The organism is Bradyrhizobium sp. ISRA430, from assembly GCF_029909975.1.
In the GTDB taxonomy this organism is placed as follows: domain Bacteria; phylum Pseudomonadota; class Alphaproteobacteria; order Rhizobiales; family Xanthobacteraceae; genus Bradyrhizobium.
In genome coordinates, this window is the sequence record NZ_CP094516.1 from 6360824 (window position 1) to 6379480 (window position 18657).

Below are 18657 nucleotides of genomic sequence, written 5' to 3' on the forward strand. Positions count from 1 at the left end.
CCCGCAAGGGGGGAGGGAACGCATCTCGCGTCTCTTCACTCGTCATTGCGAGGAGCAAAGCGACGAAGCAATGCGGGACTACTTCCGCGGAGACAGTCTGGAATGCTTCGCTGCGCTCGCAATGACGGAGCCGGTGGCACGCCGCCCTTACTCCGCCGCATCCTTCCGCTCCTCGCGCTCCACCTTCACCTCCGGCTTCTTCTCCATCCAGCGTAACAGCAGGTTGGAGAAGCGGTCGAGATAGAGATAGACGACCGGCGTCGTGAACAAGGTCAGTGCCTGGCTCACCAGCAGGCCGCCGACCATGGCATAGCCGAGCGGCTGGCGGATCTCGGCGCCGGTGCCGCTGCCGAGCATCAAGGGAACGCCGCCGAGCAGGGCCGCCATCGTCGTCATCATGATCGGGCGGAAGCGCAACAGCGCCGCCTGGCGGATCGACTGCTCCGGCGTCAGATGCTGCTCGCGCTCGGCGGCGATCGCGAAGTCCACCATCATGATGCCGTTCTTCTTGACGATGCCGATCAGAAGGATGATGCCGATCAGGGCGATGAGGCTGAAATCGAAGCCGAAGATCATCAGGATCGCGATCGCGCCGACGCCGGCCGACGGCAGCGTGGAGAGGATGGTCAGCGGGTGGATGTAGCTCTCATAGAGCACGCCCAGGACCAGGTAGACCACAACGAGCGCGGCGAGGATCAGCATCGGCACGCTGCTCAGCGATTGCTGGAACGCCTGCGCGGTGCCTTGGAAGGCTGTCGCCAACGTCGGCGGCGCGCCCATGTCGCCGACGGCGCGCAGCACCGCGTCGGTCGCCTGTCCCAGCGCCACGCCCTCGGCGAGGTTGAAGCTGATCGTCACCGCCGGAAACTGGCCCTGATGCGCGATCGCGAGCGGCCGCACCGGCTCGTTGGTCCAGGTGCAGATAACCGAGAGCGGCACCTGCTCGCCGGTCAGCGGCGACTTGATGTAGACCTTGTCGAGCGTGTCGAGCTTGCCCTGCAGGTCGGGCGTGATCTCGAGGATCACGTGATAGCTGTTGGTCTGGGTGAAATACTGCGCGACCTGGCGCTGCCCGAACGCGTCGTAGAGCGTGTCGTCGATGAGCTGCGGCTGGATGCCGTAGCGCGAGGCGGTGTCGCGATTGATCGTGAGCTGCAGCGTCGTGCCCTCGGTCTGCTGGTCGGTGGCGACGTCACGGAGCTGCGGTAGACTCTTCATGCTCGCCAGGATCTTCGGCGCCCACTCGTTCAGCTCGGCGAGATTGGCGTCCTGTAGCGTAAACTCGAACTGCGTGCGGGTCGCGCGGCCGCCGAGGCGCACGTCCTGCGAGGCCTGCATGTAGAGGCGGGCGCCCTCGACTTCGGCGAGCTTCGGCCGTAGCCGTGCGATGATCGCTTGCGCATTGGCATCGCGCTCCGCGATCGGCTTCAGCGTGATGTACATGCGTCCCGAGTTCAGCGCCGTGCCGCCGCCGCCGATGAACATCGCAATCGATTCGACGGCGGGGTCGGCCTGCACGATCGCGTTGAGCTCTTCCTGTCGCCGCTTCATCTCGGTGAAGGAGATGTCCTGCGGCATCTCGGAGACCGCTGTCAGGAAGCCGTTGTCCTGCTGCGGGAAGAAGCCTTTCGGGATCAGGATAAACAGCCCGGCCGAGAGCGCGACGGTGGCGAAGAAGATGAGAAGCGTCACGAAGCTGTGCCGCAGCGCGAGGTCCAGCCCGCGCTCATAGCTGCCGAGCAGGCGCTCGAACATCCGCTCGCTCCACTGGTAGAAGCGGCCGTGCCGGGCCTCCTGGTCGGCGCGCAGAAAGCGCGAGGCCATCATCGGCGTCAGCGTCAGTGACACCACCAGCGAGACGAAGATCGCCATCGACAGCGTCACCGCGAATTCGCGGAACAGCCGGCCGATGATGCCGCCCATCAGCAAGAGCGGGATCAGCACTGCGATCAGCGAAATGCTGATCGAGACGATGGTGAAGCCGATCTCGGCCGCGCCCTTGTAGGCGGCGGCGAGCGGTCTCTCACCTCGCTCGACATAGCGCGTGATGTTCTCCAGCATCACGATGGCATCGTCGACGACGAAGCCGACCGCGATCGTCAGAGCCATCAGCGAGAGATTGTCCAGCGAGTAGCCGAACACCCACATCAGCGAGCAGGCCCCGAGCAGCGCCAGCGGCACGGTAATGCTCGGGATGATCGTGGCCCAGAAGCTGCGCAGGAAGATGAAGATCACCATCACCACCAGCGCGATGGTGATCATGAGCGTGATCTGCACGTCCTCGACCGCGGCGCGAATGGTGATGGTACGATCGCTGATGATCTTGATCTTGATCGCAGGCGGGATCGCCGCGATCAGCCGCGGCAGTTGCGCCTTGATGCGGTCGACGGTCTCGATGACGTTGGCGCCGGGCTGCTTGAAGATGACCAGGAACACGCCGCGCTGGCCGTCGGCCCAGGCCGCGGTCTTCATGTCCTCCGGCCCGGCCACCGCCGCGCCGATGTCGCGGATCCGTAGCGGTGCGCCGTTACGATAGGCGACGATGACGTCCATCCAGTGCGCGGCCTCGAGGAGCTGGTCGTTGGCGTAGATGGTGTAGGCGCGTCGCTGACCGTCGATGTTTCCTTTCGGGCTGTCCGAGGTCGCGGTCGCGATCTGGCCGCGCACGTCCTCCAGCGACAATCCCTTGGCGACGAGCTTGGCCGGATCGACCTGGATGCGCACGGAAGGCTTCTGCTGCCCGCCGACGAACACCTGCGCCACGCCGGGAAGCTGGCTGATCTGCTGCGCGAGCTGCGCGTCGGTGCGGTCGCTGACGGTAGTCAGCGGCAGCGCGTCGGAGGTCGCCGACAGGATCATGATCGGCGAATCCGCCGGGTTGACCTTGCGATAGGTCGGCGGCGAGGGCAGGTTCTTCGGCAACTGGCCACTTGCCGCGTTGATCGCGGCCTGGACGTCGTTGGCGGCCGCGTCGATCAGGCGGTTGAGATCGAATTGGATGGTGATCGATGCCGAGCCGAGCGAGCTCGTCGAGGTCATCTGCGTGATGCCGGGGATTTGCGCGAGCTGGCGCTCGAGCGGCTGCGCCACCGAGGAGGCCATCGTCTCGGGGCTGCCGCCCGGAAGGGATGCGGACACCTGGATGGTCGGAAAGTCGACCTGAGGCAGCGGCGCGACCGGCAGCAGCGGATAGGCAACGAGGCCCACGAACAGGATGCCCGCCATCAGCAGCGAGGTGCCGATCGGATAGCGGATGAACAGAGACGAGAAGCTCTCTTGCATGCCCTGAAACCATCGACTGGCCAGCGCATCTTCTCCTCGCATGCGGCGGAGTCGCGCCCGAGAGCCCGAGCGCGAATGTGCGTTTCCTTCAGCCCTTATGTTTGTTGATGACCCCGGACCATCGTTGCTCCGGGGCCGGCGTTGTCTTGAGAGAGTAGTCCGTTCGCCCAGGCCTGCGAACGGAATCCTGCGCCGGATGCTTGCGACCTTTGTCGAAGGAATCGCGGCAGCGAGATATGCGTTCTATGCAGACCGATCGTGGGCCTCTTTCTTCGTTCGTGCCCCGTGTGACGCCGCGTCGCAACTTTTTCGAGCGCGCGTCACAAGCGGGAGAGGTATGTTCAGGAACGGTCGCTTTTTGCGCGGTGTTGTGCCATATCGAAATGGCATAACGCCTGCTGTCGCCAACGATTTGAGGAAAGTTTCCGATGCGCCTACCGCTCCTGACCATCATGGCGATTGCCACGCTGCAGGCCGTCGCGCCGGCGAGTGCCCAGACCTACGATCCGCGCTATCCGGTCTGCATGCACGTCTATACGCCCGGCGGCTGGGGCGGCGGCGGTGACTATTACGACTGCTCCTTCACCTCGCTGCCGCAGTGCCGTGCCACGGCTTCGGGCCGCTCCGCGAGCTGCGACCTCAATCCCTACTACGCCTTCAATGAGCCCCCGCCGCCACCACCGCCGCACCGGCGCCACAAGAAGGTGTACTAGCGCGTACATCTTCCGATTGCGCGGGGCCCGTTGCTGATGCGGCTTCGCCTGTGCGTCACGAGGGCAAGGTCATGCGCCACGCATTCGGTTTGATCATGGCCGCCGGTGTCGTGCTGGCGGCCGCTCCAGCTCATGCGCAGACCTTCGATCCGCATTTTCCCGTCTGCATGCACGTCTATTCCGGCGGGAGCGGCGGTGGCGGCGACTGGTACGACTGCTCCTTCACTTCCCTGCCGCAATGCCGTGCGACGGCCTCAGGGCTCTCCGCAAGCTGCGATCTCAATCCGTACTTTGCCGCCAACGAACCGCCGCGCCGCTATCGTGGGAGGCCCGACTAGCAACGTCGGCGTGCTCGAGACCGACATCGACGCCAAGCTCGCGCGCTGTGTCTTAGCCGATTATGATGGGGCACCGAATGAGGCGCCATACACTCGGCTCCCCTCCCCCCTTGCGGGGGAGGGTAGGGGAGGGGGCAGCCCAGGAAAAGGTCTTCCCATCGTTGAGAGCGAATGCGAGGCCTGTCGTCAGATAGAGAGTGTGTGCCGTGTGGCACCACCCTCCCTAGCCCCCAAGGGTGGAACGCTCCGCAGTTTTGGCGCTAGCCTCGTTCAACGCGTCGCTACTCCTTCTTCACGCCCGAGAGTGCCACCACCTTGCGCCAGCGGTCGGTCTCTGCGGTGAGCATGGTGCCGAATTCGCCGGCATTGCCGTGCAGCGGGATCGCGCCGAGCTCGGCGATGCGGGTCTTGATCTCAGCGTCGGAGAGCGCGCTGTCGATCTCGCGATTGAGGAGATCGATGATCTCGTGCGGCGTGTCGCGCGGCGCGCCGACGCCGTAGAAGGAGCTCGTCTCATAGCCAGGAAGCGTGTCGGCGATTGGCGGAACGTCCGGCAAGATCTCCGAGCGCTCGTGCGTGGTCACGCCGAGCGCGCGCAGCTTGCCGGCCCGCACCAGCTCGAACGACGAGGTGACGTTGTCGAACATGCCCTGGATCTGGCCGCTCATTACGTCGGTCAGTCCCGGCGCCGAGCCGCGATAGGGCACGTGGGTGAACTGAACGGCGGCAAGCGCTTTGAACAGCTCACCCGAGAGATGCAGCGAGGTGCCGATGCCGGATGAGGCGATCGACATCTTGCCGGGATTGGCCTTGGCATAGGCAATGAAGTCGGCGACGGTCTTCACCGGCAGATCGTTGTTGACGACCAGCACCAGCGGAATGCGCGCCGCGCCGGCGACTGGTGCGATGCCCTTGGCGAAATCGTAAGGCAGTGCCGGATCGAAGGATGCATTGATCGCGTTCGCGGTCGAAGTCAGCAGCAGCGTATAGCCGTCCGGCGCAGACGTGATCACAGCCTGCGTGCCGATGTTGCTGCCGGCGCCGGGCTTGTTCTCCACGACGAAGGTCTGGCCGAGCCGTTCGGACAACCGCTGGCAGATCAGCCGCGACAGCACGTCGGTGGCGCCGCCCGGCGCATACGGCACCACCCATTTCACGCTGCGCGACGGATAGGACGGGTTGCCGATCGCAAAGGCACGCGGCGTGGCGAGGGTCGTGGCAGCACAGGCGGCGGTACGGAGAAAAGTGCGTTTCGTTATCATTGGTCTTGCCTCAACAAGGAAACCGAAGCTGCGTCCACGCTCTCCTCTTCCTTCTTGCCTTGGAGAAGGTGGCGCGAAGCGCCGGATGAGGGGTTGTCTCCACTCGCGAGATTGTCGGTGTGGAGAGAGACCCTCACCCGCCGAGCTGCGCCCGGGACCTCTCCCACAAGGGGGAGAGGGTGAGCACTCGTTCGGCGTCATAACTTTGCTATCGCAAGAATTGCGCCGGCTCGCACGCCGTTCCCTTCGGCTTGGTAAAGGATGGCTGCATTTAATCGTCAGCTAACCGGGTTTTACCTTGTCTCTTAACGCCTGATCAGGAGCCCACGGGCTAAGCTGGAGGGAATACGCAGAAGCGGCCCGAAAGAATGAACGACATGATCACCGGCGTCATCGAGCAGCCGAAAGCGGCGCGCCCACCGTCGGCTTCAAAAATCTGGCTGAAGGCGATCGAGCTCACCGCGCGCATCGAGACGTTGCCGGGCCGGCTGTTCGCCGACGTCGTCGAGGACTGGGCGCGGCGCCAGCCCGATCGCGCGGCGCTGGTGATCGAGGACGCAAGTCTCGACTATGAGGGATTGTCGAAGCGCATCAATCGCTATGCGCGCTGGGCGCGCTCGGTCGGCGCGAACAAGGGCGACACCGTCGGCTTGATCATGCCGAACGGCATCGACTATGTCGCCGCCTGGCTCGGCATCAGCCGCGCCGGCGCCGTCGTGGCTCTGATCAACACCAAGCTCGTCGGCCCGTCGCTGGCGCATTGCATCGACGTCGCAAAGCCCTCGCACATCATCATCGCGCATGACCTGACGGAGGCGCTGGACGGCGCGACGCCGCATCTGAAGACGCGGGCCAAGATCTGGACCCATGGCGACGCCCGCAGCGAACGCGCCATCGACGTTGCGCTCGCGGCGCTCGACGACGGTCCGTTGTCGCAAGAGGAGCATGGCGACGTCACCATCGATGATCGCGCGCTCCTGATTTACACCTCCGGCACCACCGGGCTGCCGAAGGCGGCCAGCATCAGCCATCGCCGCATCCTCAACTGGGGCTTCTGGTTCGCCGGCCTTGCGGGCGCGACGCCGCAGGATCGGCTCTACGACTGCCTGCCGCTGTTTCATTCGGTCGGCGGCATCGTCGCGCCCTGCAGCATGCTCGCCGCCGGCGGCTCGGTGGTGATCGCGGAAAGGTTCTCGGCGTCGAACTTCTGGCACGACATCGTGCGGCACGACTGCACGCTGTTCCAGTATATCGGCGAGCTCTGCCGCTATCTCCTCAAGGCGCCGCCGTCCGAATACGAGAATCGCCATCGCCTGCGGCTCGTCTGCGGCAACGGTTTGCGCGGCGACATCTGGGAGGATTTCCAGGCGCGGTTCGCCATTCCCCGCATCCTCGAATTCTATGCAGCGACCGAGGGAAATTTCTCGCTGTTCAATGTCGAGGGTCAGCCCGGCGCGATCGGTCGCATCCCGCCGCTGCTTGCCCATCGTTTTCCTGCAAGTCTCGTCAAGCTCGATCCCGACAGCGGCACAGCCTTGCGCAATGAAGAAGGCTTTTGCATCGCCTGCGCCCGCGGCGAGGCCGGCGAAGCCATCGGCCGCATCGGCACGGCGGACGAGGGCGGCGGCCGCTTCGAGGGCTACACCGACGCCGCCGAGACCGAGAAGAAGATTCTTCGCGATGTCTTTGCCAATGGCGATGCCTGGTTTCGCACCGGCGATCTGATGCGGATCGACGACAAGGGCTTTTTCCATTTCGTCGATCGCATCGGCGACACCTTCCGCTGGAAGGGTGAGAACGTCGCGACCTCCGAAGTGAACGACGCCGTGCGCGATTTCACCGGCGTGGTCGACGCCACCACCTACGGCGTCAGCATTCCCGGCACCGACGGCCGCGCCGGCATGAGCGCGATCGTCGTGAACGAAGGCTTTGACATCGCGGCCTTGCCCGCGCATCTAGCACAGCGCCTGCCGACCTACGCGCGCCCCGTCTTCGTCCGCATCTCGCACGAGCTCGATGCGACCGAGACCTTCAAGCAGAAGAAGGGCGATCTCGCACGCGAGGGGTTCGATCCGGGTGCGATCTCCGATCCGCTGTTCATGGTCGACCCGAAATCCGGCGCCTACGTTGCGCTGGATTCGGAGACCTATGCGCACATCATCGGCGGCGCGATCAGGCTGTAGAGGAATGATGAGGCCACGTCGTCACCACGACAACGGTGCGCTCCCTCCCCCTTGCGGGGGAGGGCCGGGGAGGGGGTAGCCCAGGAAAAGGTCTGTCGGTCGTCTCAGACGCCGCAACGCAGCTTCGTTTCCACAAAGTTCGTTTGCACAGACAGAGCGTGCCGTGTGGCACCCCCCTCCCTGCCCCTCCCCCGCAAGGGGGGAGGGAATGAAAGAGTGGTGCCCGCCTCACTCGGTCTGAGCGGACATCTCACTCGCTCATCTCGAAGATTCGCGTCGACGGCGCAGCAAATCAGAAGATGCGTCCAATTTTACCTGAATTGTCCAAGAGGCCATTTACTTCTGTCGGGTAAACAACGTGAGCCTTGGGAGGCGGTCAGCAAGAGCCGCCGCAACACGAACGATCGATAGCAAAAGCGAGCCAGCCATGTCGGTAAGGTTAAAGGTCATTGAAGCGATCAAGCAGATCGCCAAAGAACAGCACGTCGCGCTTCCCGAACTCTCGGACGATCTGTCCCTGCACGAGACGGGCTTCGACTCGCTCGCTTTCGCCATCCTGGTCGCGCGCCTCGAGGACGAGACCGGCGTCGATCCCTTCACCATTTCCGAGGACGCAGCGTTCCCCGCCACCGTGGGTGATTTCGTGCGGGCCTACGAAAATGTCCCCGCGTGAGATCTTTGCGCTCCGCGACCATCTCGGCGCGGAGTTGAAGGGGCGCACCCTCTCGGACGCACACAATAGCGTGTCGCTGACCGATATCCTGTCGCAGACGGTTTTGGGCGGCCGTCTGCGCGAGCTGTCCGGCCGCGCGGTGCTGCTCAAATTGTCCGATCAGCTCCGGTCGGGCCTTACGATGATCGAGCTCGACGGCATCGCCCGCCGCATGTTGCTGTGCCCGCCGGATCTCAATCCGGCGCATCTCGACGCGCTGATCGCCGATGCCGGGATCGATGCCGTCGTCACCGACGAGCCCGACCGCTGGGCCGATCGTGGTGTTGCGCTGGTTATCACCGCACGATTGCCGCTCACGCCGACCACACCGGTGCAGACCGAACGCGCCACCGAGTGGCTGATGCTCACCTCGGGAACGTCAGGCGTGCCGAAGATCGCCGGTCATACGCTGGAGGCGCTGACCGGCGCGATCGTCGCCGAAGGTCCCGCGCGCGGACCCGCGCCGGTCTGGGCCACATTCTACGACATTCGCCGCTATGGCGGCCTGCAGATCTTCCTCCGCGCCATCCTCTCCGGCGGCTCGATGGTGCTCTCGGACCCGCATGAGGCGCTCGCTGATCATGTCGGGCGGTTGAATGCGCGCGCAGTTTCTCACATCTCCGGCACGCCCTCGCATTGGCGCAAGCTGCTGATGAGCGGCTCGGCGGCGCAATTCGCCCCGCGCTACGTTCGCCTGTCCGGCGAGATCGCCGACCAGGCGGTGCTCGATGGGTTGAAGGCGGCGTTTCCGATAGCCTCGGTCGGCCATGCCTATGCCTCGACCGAAGCCGGCGTCGGCTTTGCCGTCAATGACGGGCTCGAAGGCTTTCCTGCCGACTATCTCGGCAACCGCAACGGCGTCGAGATGAAGGTCGTTGACGGCTCGCTGCGCATCCGCTCGACGCGCACGGCCCACGCCTATATCGGGCGCAACGCCACTGCACTCACCGACGATGACGGATTTGTCGACAGCGGCGACATGGTCGAGCTGCGCGGCGACCGCTACTATTTCGTCGGCCGCCGCGGCGGCATCATCAACATCGGCGGGCTGAAGGTTCATCCCGAGGAGATCGAGGCGGTCATCAATCGTCATGCCGACGTGCGGATGTCGCGGGCCAAATCGCGGCGCAGCCCGATTACCGGCGGCATCGTCGTCGCCGACGTGATCCTCGCCGACGGCACCGATCCGGCGCGGGCGACGGAGATCCGCGATCAGATCCTGGATCAGTGCCGCTCGCAGCTCGCCTCGCACAAGGTCCCGGCGGTGATCCGCTTCGTCGAGGCGCTCGACGTTACGCCGGCCGGAAAACTGGCGCGCACCGATGCATAATGTCCTCGTCACCGGCGGCAGCCGCGGCATCGGCCTTGCCATCGCAAGGCGTCTGGTTGGCGCCGGCTACAACGTGATCGCGGCGGCGCGGCGCGAGAGCGAGGAGCTCAAGGCCGCGATCGCCGAGTCCGAAGGCCGGCTGCATTTCCGCGCCTGCGACCTCGCCGTGATCGACGCGATCCCGGCCTTTGCAAAGCTCGTGCGCGACGAATTCGGTGCGATCTACGGCCTCGTCAACAATGCCGGCCTTGGCACCGAAGGCCTGCTCGCGACCATGCACAATTCCGAAATCGAGGCGCTGGTGCAGCTCAACGTGCTGTCGCCGATCATCCTCACCAAATATGTTGCGCGCCAGATGATGGCGGATGGTGCGGGGCGTATCATCAACATCTCCTCCATCATCGCCACTACCGGCTACAACGGCCTGTCGGTCTACGGCGCGACCAAGGCCGCAGCCACCGGGTTCACCCGTTCGCTTGCGCGCGAGGTGGGTAAGCTCGGCATCACCGTGAACGCGATCGCGCCCGGCTTCATCGACACTGAGCTCACGCACAATCTATCGGATGATGGACGCAAGCGTATCGCCGGCCGCAGCGCGTTGCGGCGCCTGCCGGAGACGGACGACGTCGCGCGCATGGTGGAATATCTGCTCGGCGAGGGCGGTCGCAACGTGACCGGTACCGTCTTCACAATCGACGCGGGAAATACGGCGTAAGCGGAACTCGGCCTTTCGTAACTGAGTTGATCCAGCCCAATTTCATTTCCCCGGATTTGGTCGTAAGATGCTCCGCAATCGGTTGGGTTACGTCAATCGATCTGCCCTAATCGACAGGGAGCAGTCCATGACCGCTGCGAACCAGGGCCGGGCATCGGCAGAGCCGTCGCGCGCAAAGTCGGATGAGATCAACAGCCAGCCGATGTCAAATCAGAATTCCGGCGATCATGGTCACGAAATGTACCCGCAGCAATTCGTCCGGCTCGTGGGCTGTCACGGCGTGCCGGCATCAGCGCTGCGCAGGCCGCAGGACGAGAAGCTGCACTAGCGCGCAGCGGCGCAGGTCCGGTGCTTCGGCAGGTCAATCCGTTCGAATGAAAATTCCGGCGGCCCTTCGGTGAGGCGGCGAATGCGGCGCTCGCGCTCGTCTGCCGGCAGCGCGGGATCGAGCAGGCGATCGATCTCGTGCACCGCGATCTCCTCGATTTTGGCGAAGTCCGATTTGATCGTTGCGCGGGACGGTGGCGACGCCGCGGGTGCATACTTCAGACCGATCTCGATCAGCCTCCAGATCGCATCCGAGCGTACCAAATGATGGGCCTCGGCCCAAGCATCGACGGCGGCGGTCAATTCTTGCGGCATCTTCACCGCGCTGATCACCTCGCGCCCAGCATGCGGAAGCACTGGAGTGGCGGGGTCCTTGCTACCGACGTCAGGCACCTTGATCATCCCGAACGATCCCTCAGATGATCGAATAGTAAGCAAAGCCCCGTCCGGCTGTTTGATGCCGATCAATGATCGCCGCGGCAATGCGGCGCGGCGCGATCTTGTTGTCCGGGCCTGATTCAGCCAATGATCGGCATTGGAGGGCGCCGGCCGGCGAACCCGGATCGATCCTGCCACGTATCTCTCTCGGACGCACTTCCCAACCATTCGGGATCACGATGACACCAGGCGATTCCTTCTACGGCAGCATTCGCGTCTTCCGCGGCTTCACCAGCCTGATGGATCCCGCCCTCTATGCGCCGCTGCCGGACGACTGGAGCATCGGTGTCGCCGACATCGTCGATTCCACCAAGGCGATCGCGGCGCAGCGCTACAAGGCGGTCAACATGGCCGGTGCCGCGGTGATCGCGTCCGTGACCAACGCGCTGGAGGGACGGGAATTCCCCTTCGTGTTCGGCGGCGATGGCGCGAGCTTTGCGGTAGCGCCATCCGATCTCGACCGCGCCCGGGAGGCGCTGGCGGCGACCGCGACCTGGGTGCGGGAAGATCTCGATTTGAAAATGCGCGTCGCGCTGGTGCCGGTGAGCGCCATTCGCGCGCAAGGTCTCGATGTCCGCGTCGCGCGCTTCGGTCCGTCGGCGAATCTGTCCTATGCGATGTTCTCCGGCGGGGGGGTGGGGTGGGCCGAAGCCGCGATGAAGCGCGGCGAGTTCGCGGTCGCCCCGGCGCCGGCGGGCACGCAGCCGGATCTCTCCGGCCTGTCCTGCCGCTTCGAGGAGATTCCGGCCTCGCGCGGCCTGATCCTGTCAGTGTTGGTGGTGCCGGCGCGCAGCGCCGATCCCAAAGCCTTTCGGAAGGTGATCGAGGATGTGATTCACATCGTCGAGCGCAGTCCGGATGCCGGCCGTCCCGTGCCGCCGCAGGGACCGCCCTTGAGGTGGCCGCCGCAGGGGCTCGACTACGAGGCGCGGGCGGCACGCGGCGGGCCGTTGTTCACGCGCCGCGCCGGCGTGCTCATGTACACGCTGTTCGCCTATCTGATCATGCGCTTCGACATCAAGATCGGCGGCTTCGTGCCGAAGCTCTACAAGCGACAGGTGGTCGAGAACTCCGACTTCCGTAAATATGACGATGGCCTGCGCATGATCCTCGACTGTACGCCGGAGCTCGAGCGCGCTCTCAGTGAGCGTCTTGCAGCCGGCGCGCGCGATGGTGTCGTGCGCTATGGACTCTACCCGCAGGACGCGGCGATGATGACCTGCTTCACGCCATCGGCGCTGCGCAGCGATCACGTGCACTTCATCGACGGCGCGCGGGGCGGCTACGCATCGGCGGCAACGGCGCTGAAGGCGATGATGGCGGGCACGAGCTAGTGGCCGACCCGGCTCCAGGTCTCGCCGCCGCAGAGCGCGCCGACACAACCTTCGACCCGCAAGCTTTCCGTTCCAGTCACCGTGATGCTGCTCGCATAGGTGCTGCCATCGTCGGCATTGTAGATCTGGCCCGACCATTTGTTCGGACCTGTGGGCTGCATGCCGCTGAACAGCGGCAAGCCGATGATCGGGCGCCGGGCGAGCGCAGGATTGGGGTTCTTGCTGTCGGTGGCGGGCTGTCCGGTCGCAGTATCGTAGGGCTCCCGCAGCCAGACGATGACGCCGCAGATGCCGCCGCCGCATTTGCTGACCTTCACGCGCGCATCGCCGGCCTGGGTCAGCCAGGTGCCGCTCGCGTCAGCGCTCTGCGCATGGGCGGCGGTCGCACCACACAGCGTAGTCAAAAGAATAGTGAAAACGGCGAATCTGTTGAACATGGAGAGCCCCGAAAATGGAGGCGCCTCCATACCAGCAAATCACGATAGTGCAACGCCGGGCGGAATCACATTCCTGCGTTGATTTGCCCCAGCGGGATCACCAAGGCAGGCCGCAGAGATCGATGGTGCCGAGACGTGGCGCGCGGACGATATCGAACACGAAAGGCGCCATGTATTCGAACCGGATCCGCCCCTCCGGCTGCTCGCAATAGATATCGCCGGTGAAGCGGTGCCAGTTTCGGGCCTCATAGAACCCGAAATTGTGCGGCTCGCAGACCAGGAGCGCGAAGCGGACCGCCTCGTTGGCCCGCATGGTGTGGACCGCGGCCTCAAGCGCCATCGTCGCGTAGCCGCGGCCGCGTCGGTCCTCGCGCGTGCAGACGCCGCCGATCCCGCTGACATGGACCTTGCGCCCGTTCCAGATGATGGTGCGGAAGTAGATGCCGACATGGCAGACCAGGCCGTCCTCCGGCGTCTCGATCAGCACGCGGAGATCGGCATTGGCCCATTTGACGTGCCGCCAAGGCTGCTTCTCGACGATCTGCGGTCCCCAGACCGCTTGATGCAGCGGCTTCGCGATCGGCCACGACGCGTCGCCGTTCAGGATGTCGATCTCGATGCTCATTGCTCTGTCTTTCGCATCTCCGCTCGGAAGGTGCATTCGTTCTGCCATAAACGCCTCAAAGGCAATGACATTTTGCAGCGAACCGGCAACCCGGCTGGACATCCGTTTCCCGCGACGAAGCTGCAATCGGGTCATGCCGTCGCATCAGGCATTTTCGCAAATTGGCGGTATTTAACGCCGCAGGAACCTTCTATAAGGGGTGACCGTTAGAACGTTCCCCACCAGTTGCGGACAAGAACCCATGACCTTTACGCTGCCCCCACTCCCTTACGCCTATGACGCCCTCGGCCAGTACATGTCGAAGGAGACGCTCGAATATCACCACGACAAGCATCATCAGGCCTACGTCACCAACGGCAACAACGCGCTCAAGGGGACCGAATGGGAAGGCAAGTCCCTTGAGGAGATCGTCAAGGGCTCGTTCGGCAAGAACCCCGCCGTGTTCAACAATGCCGGCCAGCACTACAACCATATCCACTTCTGGAGCTGGATGAAGCCCAATGGCGGCGGCACCAAGCTGCCGGGCAAGCTCGAGAAGAAGATCAACGAGGACCTCGGCGGCTTCGAGAAGTTCAAGACGGACTTCCAGGCGGCCGGCGTCGGCCAGTTCGGCTCGGGCTGGTGCTGGCTCCAGGTCAAGAACGGCAAGCTTGAAATCTCCAAGACCCCGAACGGCGAGAATCCGCTGGTGCACGGCGCCATCCCGATCCTCGGCTGCGACGTCTGGGAGCACTCCTATTACATCGACTATCGCAACCGTCGCCCGGACTATCTGAAGGCGTTCGTCGAGAACCTGGTGAACTGGGAATACGTGGAGTCCCTGTTCGACAAGGCGTGAGCCACTGGCTCCTCATTCCGGGTTCGGCTGTTCGAGCCGCGCCGGAATAACGGAAACAACCAAGGCGGTCGCATGCGCGGCCGCCTTTTTGTTGTACGGAATTCGTCCCCGCCGCATGGCCCTGCGCGAGGTGCGCATTGCTCCGGTCGCCGTTCTGTTTGCATCGCGTGGGCGGCGCCCTTAATCAGAGCGGGCATCCCCTCGATCCGACCCGAGCCCGTTGTCAGAACCTTCCCTGAAAGATCCGGCGCCTGCCGAGGACACGGAGTCCGAGCCGCGGCCGGGGCGGACCCGTAAGCCGATCGGCTGGTCGACGATCATCATAGCAGGCCTGGTGGCGGTGAGTGCGGCGCTGGTCTGGCGGCGTGACGGGACCAGCGGTGTTCTCGACATTCTGACCCACGATCTCTCCTTGTTCGGCGGCATCCTGCCGCGCGTGCTGGCCGGCTGCCTGCTCGGCGCTTTCATCTCGGAGATCCTGCCGCACGAGAAAGTCTCGCGCTCGCTCGGGCCGAAATCCGGCCTGATGGGCCTTTTGATCGGCACAGCCTTCGGCGCGATCCTGCCGGGCGGGCCCTTCACCGCCTATCCCGTGGCGAGCGCGCTGCTCGCGGTCGGCGCCGATTTCGGCGCCACCATCGCCATGGTCGTGAGCTGGACGCTGATCGGCTATGGCCGTGCGGTCGCCTGGGAAATCCCGATCATGGGTACCGACTTCACGCTGTGGCGGATCGTGATCTCGCTGCCGCTGCCGGTGCTCGCGGGCGCGCTCGGCCGCTTCGTCTATGCGCGGATCTATCCGAAGCCGATCGCGAAGGACGACGGGACGTGAGCGCCGCGCTTCTCATCGATATCCTGCTGTGGGGCTCGGTCCTCGGCGTCGGCCTGATTGCCTTCCGCCGCGGACCTCCGGTGTTCAAGGCCTCGCTCCGCGAAGGCTCCATGGACTTCGTCAACATCGTGCCGCGGATTGCGCTCGGGGTGATCGGCTCCGGCTATATCGCCGCGATCATCCCCCAGGAGGTGATCACCGGCTGGCTCGGGCCGGACAGCGGCTGGTTCGGGGTTGCGACCGCCGTGGTCGCCGGCGCCGCGACGCCCGGCGGCCCCGTGATCGGCTTCTCGATCGGCACGGTGGCGCTGAAGTCGGGCGGAGGCGTGCCGCAAGTGGTCGCCTATGTCGTCGCCTGGGCCCTGTTTGCCTTTCAGCGGGTGATCCTGTGGGAAATCCCGTTCATGCCGGCCCGTTTCGTCTGGTTCCGCTGTGCCGTCTCGGTGCCGTTTCCGTTCGTGGCGGCGGCGATCGCGATGGTGATCGGCAAGCCCTGAGCCGGGCGTGGACAGGCGTAATGTTATAATATAACGTCTTTGAATGGTTCCCGCTGCGTCTCACACCCACCATCACGATCACGCCCATCACCGCGCCCATTCTCATGGGCACGATCACACGCACGCCCACGTCCATGACGCCACCTCGCCGCACCCGGCGCAGGCCGCGCCGTGGTCGATCCTGCGCATGACCATGGCGAGCCGTCTCGTGGCGGCGCTCGCCGTCTGCGCCGTGCTGTGGGGCATGGTCCTTCTGGCGATGAGGTGACCATGGCGGCGCTGCATTTCCACAACGTCACGCTCGGCTACGACCGGCACCCGGCCGTGCATCACCTCAATGGCGAGGTCGCGTCCGGTGCACTGGTGGCGGTGATCGGGCCGAACGGCGCTGGCAAGTCGACGCTGCTGCGCGGCATCGTCGGCATCCTGAAGCCCCTCGACGGCAGCATCCATCTCGGCGGTCTCGACGCGCGCGACATCGCCTATCTGCCGCAGAGCGCGGAGATCGACCGCAGCTTCCCGATCTCGGTGTTCGATTTCGTCGGCACCGGGCTTTGGCGCGACACCGGCCTGTTCGGCGGCATCGGCAAGGCCGTGCGCGAAAAAATCCTCCGCGCGATCGCGGCCGTCGGTCTCAACGGCTTCGAGAACCGCCCGATCGGCACGCTCTCCGGCGGGCAGATGCAGCGGGTGCTGTTCGCGCGCGTGCTGCTCCAGGACGCGAGCCTGATCGTGCTGGACGAGCCCTTCAACGCCATCGACACCAAGACCACGGCCGATCTGCTCGCGTTGGTGAAGCACTGGCACGGCGAAGGCCGCACCGTGCTGGCGGCGCTGCATGACCTGGAGATGGTACGCAGCTACTTCACCGACACCCTGGTGCTGGCGCGTGGCCCCGTGGCCTGGGGACCGACGGCCGAGGTGCTGACGCCGGACAACCTGATGGTCGCGATGCGGATGTGCGAGGCGTTCGACGACAGCGCCGCGGCCTGCGGCGAAGATGGGCGCTCGCAGGCGGCGTGACATCCGATGATCCATGACGTCCTGATCGGCCCGTTCACCGAATTCGAGTTCATGCGGCGTGCGCTCGCGGCGGTTGTCGCGTTGTCGCTCGCCGGCGCCCCGATCGGCGTATTCCTGATGCTGCGGCGGATGAGCCTCGTCGGCGACGCCATGGCGCATGCGATTCTGCCGGGCGCGGCGGTCGGCTTCCTGCTCTCCGGCCTCAACCTGTTTGCGATGACGGCCGGCGGACTGATCGCGGGCTTTGCGGTCGCGATCCTCGCCGGCGTGGTCGCGCGCTCGACCGGATTGAAGGAGGACGCCTCGCTCGCGACCTTCTATCTCGCCTCGCTGGCATTGGGTGTCACCATCGTCTCGATCAAGGGCACCAATATTGACCTCCTGCACGTGCTGTTCGGCAACATCCTTGCCATGGACGACCAGACGCTGCTGGTGGTGGCCTTCAACGCCACCATCACGCTGCTGGTGCTTGCGGTGATCTATCGCCCGCTGGTGATCGAGAGCGTTGACCCGCTCTTCCTGCGCACGGTCAGCCGTGCCGGCGGACCGGCGCATCTCGCCTTCCTCGCGCTCGTCGTTATCAACCTCGTCAACGGCTTTCAGGCGCTCGGCACCTTGCTTGCGGTCGGCCTGATGATCCTGCCCGCGGGCATTGCCCGGTTCTGGTCGCGGGATCTTACCGCCATGATTTGCATCGCCGTGATCGGCGCCGCCGTCTCGGGCTACGCCGGGCTCGTGCTGTCGTTCCAGACCCGCGTGCCCTCGGGCCCTGCCATCATCCTGGTGGCGACGGTGCTTTATGTCGTCTCGGTCCTGTTCGGCCGCGTCGGCGGCCTGGTCCGTCAGATGTTTCCAGGCCGCCATCTGGAGGCGTGACGGACGATGCTGCGCCTTCTCCTCCTTTTGGTCCTGCTCCTGACGACGTCGTCGCTCAACGCCGCCGAGCGGCTCAACGTCGTCGCGAGCTTCTCCATCCTCGCCGATTTCCTCCGTAACGTCGGTGGCGACCGCATCAGCCTCACGACACTGGTTGGCGCCGACAGCGATGCCCATGTCTATACGCCGACGCCGGGTGACGCTAAGCGGGTCGCGGATGCCCGGCTCGTGATCGTCAACGGCCTCGGGCTCGAGGGCTGGCTGCCGCGGCTCGTGCAATCTTCCGGCGGTAAGGCGCAAGTAGTTACCGCGAGTGCCGGCATCGCGCCCTTGAAGCTCGGATCGGATGCCGACCCGCATGCCTGGCAGTCGATCCCGAACGCCAAGATCTATGTGACTGATATCGCCAATGCGCTGGCTGAAGCCGACCCGGATGACGCAGACTTTTTCCGCGCCCAGGCGAAGACCTATCTGGAAAAGCTCGAAACGGTCGACCGCGAGGTGCGTGATGCGGTGGCAAGGATTCCGCCCGAGCGGCGCAAGGTGATCTCGACCCACAACGCCTTCGGCTATTTCGCTGCAGAATACGGCATCCAGTTCATCGCCCCCTTGGGGGTGTCCACGGAAAGCGAGCCGAGCGCGCGCGATATCGCCGCCATCATCGGCCAGATCAGGGCCCAAAAGATCCCGGCCGTGTTCCTGGAGAATATCAGCGACGACCGGCTGATCCGGCGGATCGCGGCGGAGACCGGGGTTAGGATCGGCGGGACCCTGATTTCGGACGGTTTGACCGGCGAAAAGGGGCCAGCCCCCACTTACATTGATATGGTCAGGCACAATATAAAGGCCCTGACCAGCGCGCTTGACCAATAGGGCGGGGGCCACCCCGCCTCGC

Annotated in this window: 20 protein-coding genes; 15 read left to right on the forward strand and 5 right to left on the reverse strand. The window is 64.8% G+C overall.

Going from position 1 to position 18657, the window contains the following annotated elements; all coding sequences use genetic code 11:
* Window positions 1-147: 147 nt before the first annotated feature.
* Window positions 148-3282 carry a multidrug efflux RND transporter permease subunit gene (locus MTX21_RS30200; RefSeq protein WP_280968259.1) on the reverse strand — a complete coding sequence of 1045 codons (3135 nt, stop codon included), beginning with the start codon at window positions 3280-3282 and terminating at the stop codon, window positions 148-150.
* A 428-nt stretch (window positions 3283-3710) separates the two neighbouring features.
* Here MTX21_RS30200 and MTX21_RS30205 point away from each other — a divergent pair, with 428 nt between their 5' ends.
* Both MTX21_RS30205 and MTX21_RS30210 read left to right on the forward strand, forming a co-directional pair.
* Window positions 3711-3995, forward strand: coding sequence for a DUF3551 domain-containing protein (locus tag MTX21_RS30205; RefSeq protein ID WP_280968260.1), 285 nt, complete (start codon window positions 3711-3713; stop codon window positions 3993-3995).
* A 71-nt stretch (window positions 3996-4066) separates the two neighbouring features.
* Window positions 4067-4333, forward strand: a complete 267-nt coding sequence (locus MTX21_RS30210; RefSeq protein ID WP_280968261.1) for a DUF3551 domain-containing protein — start codon at window positions 4067-4069, stop codon at window positions 4331-4333.
* Window positions 4334-4614: 281 nt separating this feature from the next.
* Here the strand turns inward: MTX21_RS30210 and MTX21_RS30215 are convergent, their stop codons facing one another.
* Window positions 4615-5595 (reverse strand): tripartite tricarboxylate transporter substrate binding protein, encoded by a 981-nt coding sequence (locus tag MTX21_RS30215; RefSeq protein WP_280968262.1) that lies wholly within the window; start codon window positions 5593-5595, stop codon window positions 4615-4617.
* 368 nt (window positions 5596-5963) lie between these two features.
* Between MTX21_RS30215 and MTX21_RS30220 the strand changes: the two genes are divergently transcribed.
* The 5 genes from MTX21_RS30220 (at window position 5964) to MTX21_RS30240 (ending at window position 10863) form a co-directional block, all read left to right on the forward strand.
* Window positions 5964-7778 carry a long-chain-acyl-CoA synthetase gene (locus tag MTX21_RS30220; protein WP_280968263.1) on the forward strand — a complete coding sequence of 605 codons (1815 nt, stop codon included), beginning with the start codon at window positions 5964-5966 and terminating at the stop codon, window positions 7776-7778.
* A 427-nt stretch (window positions 7779-8205) separates the two neighbouring features.
* Window positions 8206-8451 carry an acyl carrier protein gene (locus MTX21_RS30225; RefSeq protein WP_280968264.1) on the forward strand — a complete coding sequence of 82 codons (246 nt, stop codon included), beginning with the start codon at window positions 8206-8208 and terminating at the stop codon, window positions 8449-8451.
* Complete coding sequence (locus tag MTX21_RS30230) at window positions 8438-9820, forward strand: fatty acid--CoA ligase family protein (RefSeq protein WP_280968265.1); 1383 nt, start codon at window positions 8438-8440, stop codon at window positions 9818-9820. The genes MTX21_RS30225 and MTX21_RS30230 overlap by 14 nt, the downstream gene beginning before the upstream one ends.
* Complete coding sequence (locus tag MTX21_RS30235; protein WP_280968266.1) at window positions 9813-10535, forward strand: SDR family NAD(P)-dependent oxidoreductase; 723 nt, start codon at window positions 9813-9815, stop codon at window positions 10533-10535. Before MTX21_RS30230 ends, MTX21_RS30235 begins: the two co-directional genes overlap by 8 nt.
* A 127-nt stretch (window positions 10536-10662) precedes the next feature.
* On the forward strand, window positions 10663-10863 hold the full coding sequence (locus MTX21_RS30240) for a hypothetical protein (protein ID WP_280968267.1): 201 nt from the start codon (window positions 10663-10665) through the stop codon (window positions 10861-10863).
* On the opposite strand, the gene MTX21_RS30245 is transcribed toward MTX21_RS30240, so the two are convergent.
* Window positions 10860-11264 carry a hypothetical protein gene (locus tag MTX21_RS30245; RefSeq protein WP_280968268.1) on the reverse strand — a complete coding sequence of 135 codons (405 nt, stop codon included), beginning with the start codon at window positions 11262-11264 and terminating at the stop codon, window positions 10860-10862. The genes MTX21_RS30240 and MTX21_RS30245 overlap by 4 nt on opposite strands.
* Window positions 11265-11479: 215 nt before the next feature.
* Between MTX21_RS30245 and MTX21_RS30250 the strand changes: the two genes are divergently transcribed.
* On the forward strand, window positions 11480-12634 hold the full coding sequence (locus MTX21_RS30250; RefSeq protein ID WP_280968269.1) for a DUF3095 domain-containing protein: 1155 nt from the start codon (window positions 11480-11482) through the stop codon (window positions 12632-12634).
* On the opposite strand, the gene MTX21_RS30255 is transcribed toward MTX21_RS30250, so the two are convergent.
* Complete coding sequence (locus tag MTX21_RS30255; protein ID WP_280968270.1) at window positions 12631-13071, reverse strand: DUF2147 domain-containing protein; 441 nt, start codon at window positions 13069-13071, stop codon at window positions 12631-12633. The genes MTX21_RS30250 and MTX21_RS30255 overlap by 4 nt on opposite strands.
* 97 nt (window positions 13072-13168) lie before the next feature.
* The gene (locus tag MTX21_RS30260; protein ID WP_280968271.1) at window positions 13169-13696 is read right to left on the reverse strand and encodes a GNAT family N-acetyltransferase; all 528 of its coding nucleotides are present in this window, start codon (window positions 13694-13696) and stop codon (window positions 13169-13171) included.
* A gap of 241 nt (window positions 13697-13937) precedes the next feature.
* Between MTX21_RS30260 and MTX21_RS30265 the strand changes: the two genes are divergently transcribed.
* From MTX21_RS30265 to MTX21_RS30295, 7 genes are all read left to right on the forward strand, one after another.
* Window positions 13938-14534 carry a superoxide dismutase gene (locus MTX21_RS30265; RefSeq protein ID WP_280968272.1) on the forward strand — a complete coding sequence of 199 codons (597 nt, stop codon included), beginning with the start codon at window positions 13938-13940 and terminating at the stop codon, window positions 14532-14534.
* A gap of 220 nt (window positions 14535-14754) precedes the next feature.
* Window positions 14755-15366 carry a permease gene (locus tag MTX21_RS30270; RefSeq protein WP_280968273.1) on the forward strand — a complete coding sequence of 204 codons (612 nt, stop codon included), beginning with the start codon at window positions 14755-14757 and terminating at the stop codon, window positions 15364-15366.
* On the forward strand, window positions 15363-15863 hold the full coding sequence (locus tag MTX21_RS30275; RefSeq protein ID WP_280968274.1) for a hypothetical protein: 501 nt from the start codon (window positions 15363-15365) through the stop codon (window positions 15861-15863). Before MTX21_RS30270 ends, MTX21_RS30275 begins: the two co-directional genes overlap by 4 nt.
* A 43-nt stretch (window positions 15864-15906) precedes the next feature.
* Window positions 15907-16131 carry a hypothetical protein gene (locus MTX21_RS30280; protein WP_280968275.1) on the forward strand — a complete coding sequence of 75 codons (225 nt, stop codon included), beginning with the start codon at window positions 15907-15909 and terminating at the stop codon, window positions 16129-16131.
* Between the two features lie 2 nt (window positions 16132-16133).
* A complete protein-coding gene (locus tag MTX21_RS30285; protein ID WP_280968276.1) occupies window positions 16134-16886 on the forward strand; it encodes an ABC transporter ATP-binding protein in 753 nt (250 codons plus the stop codon).
* Window positions 16887-16892: 6 nt separating this feature from the next.
* Entirely contained in the window at window positions 16893-17762 is an 870-nt protein-coding gene (locus MTX21_RS30290; RefSeq protein WP_280968277.1) for a metal ABC transporter permease, read from the forward strand.
* Between the two features lie 9 nt (window positions 17763-17771).
* Window positions 17772-18635: a metal ABC transporter substrate-binding protein gene (locus MTX21_RS30295; protein ID WP_280970835.1), complete on the forward strand. Its 864-nt coding sequence runs from the start codon at window positions 17772-17774 to the stop codon at window positions 18633-18635.
* Window positions 18636-18657 lie beyond the last annotated feature (22 nt).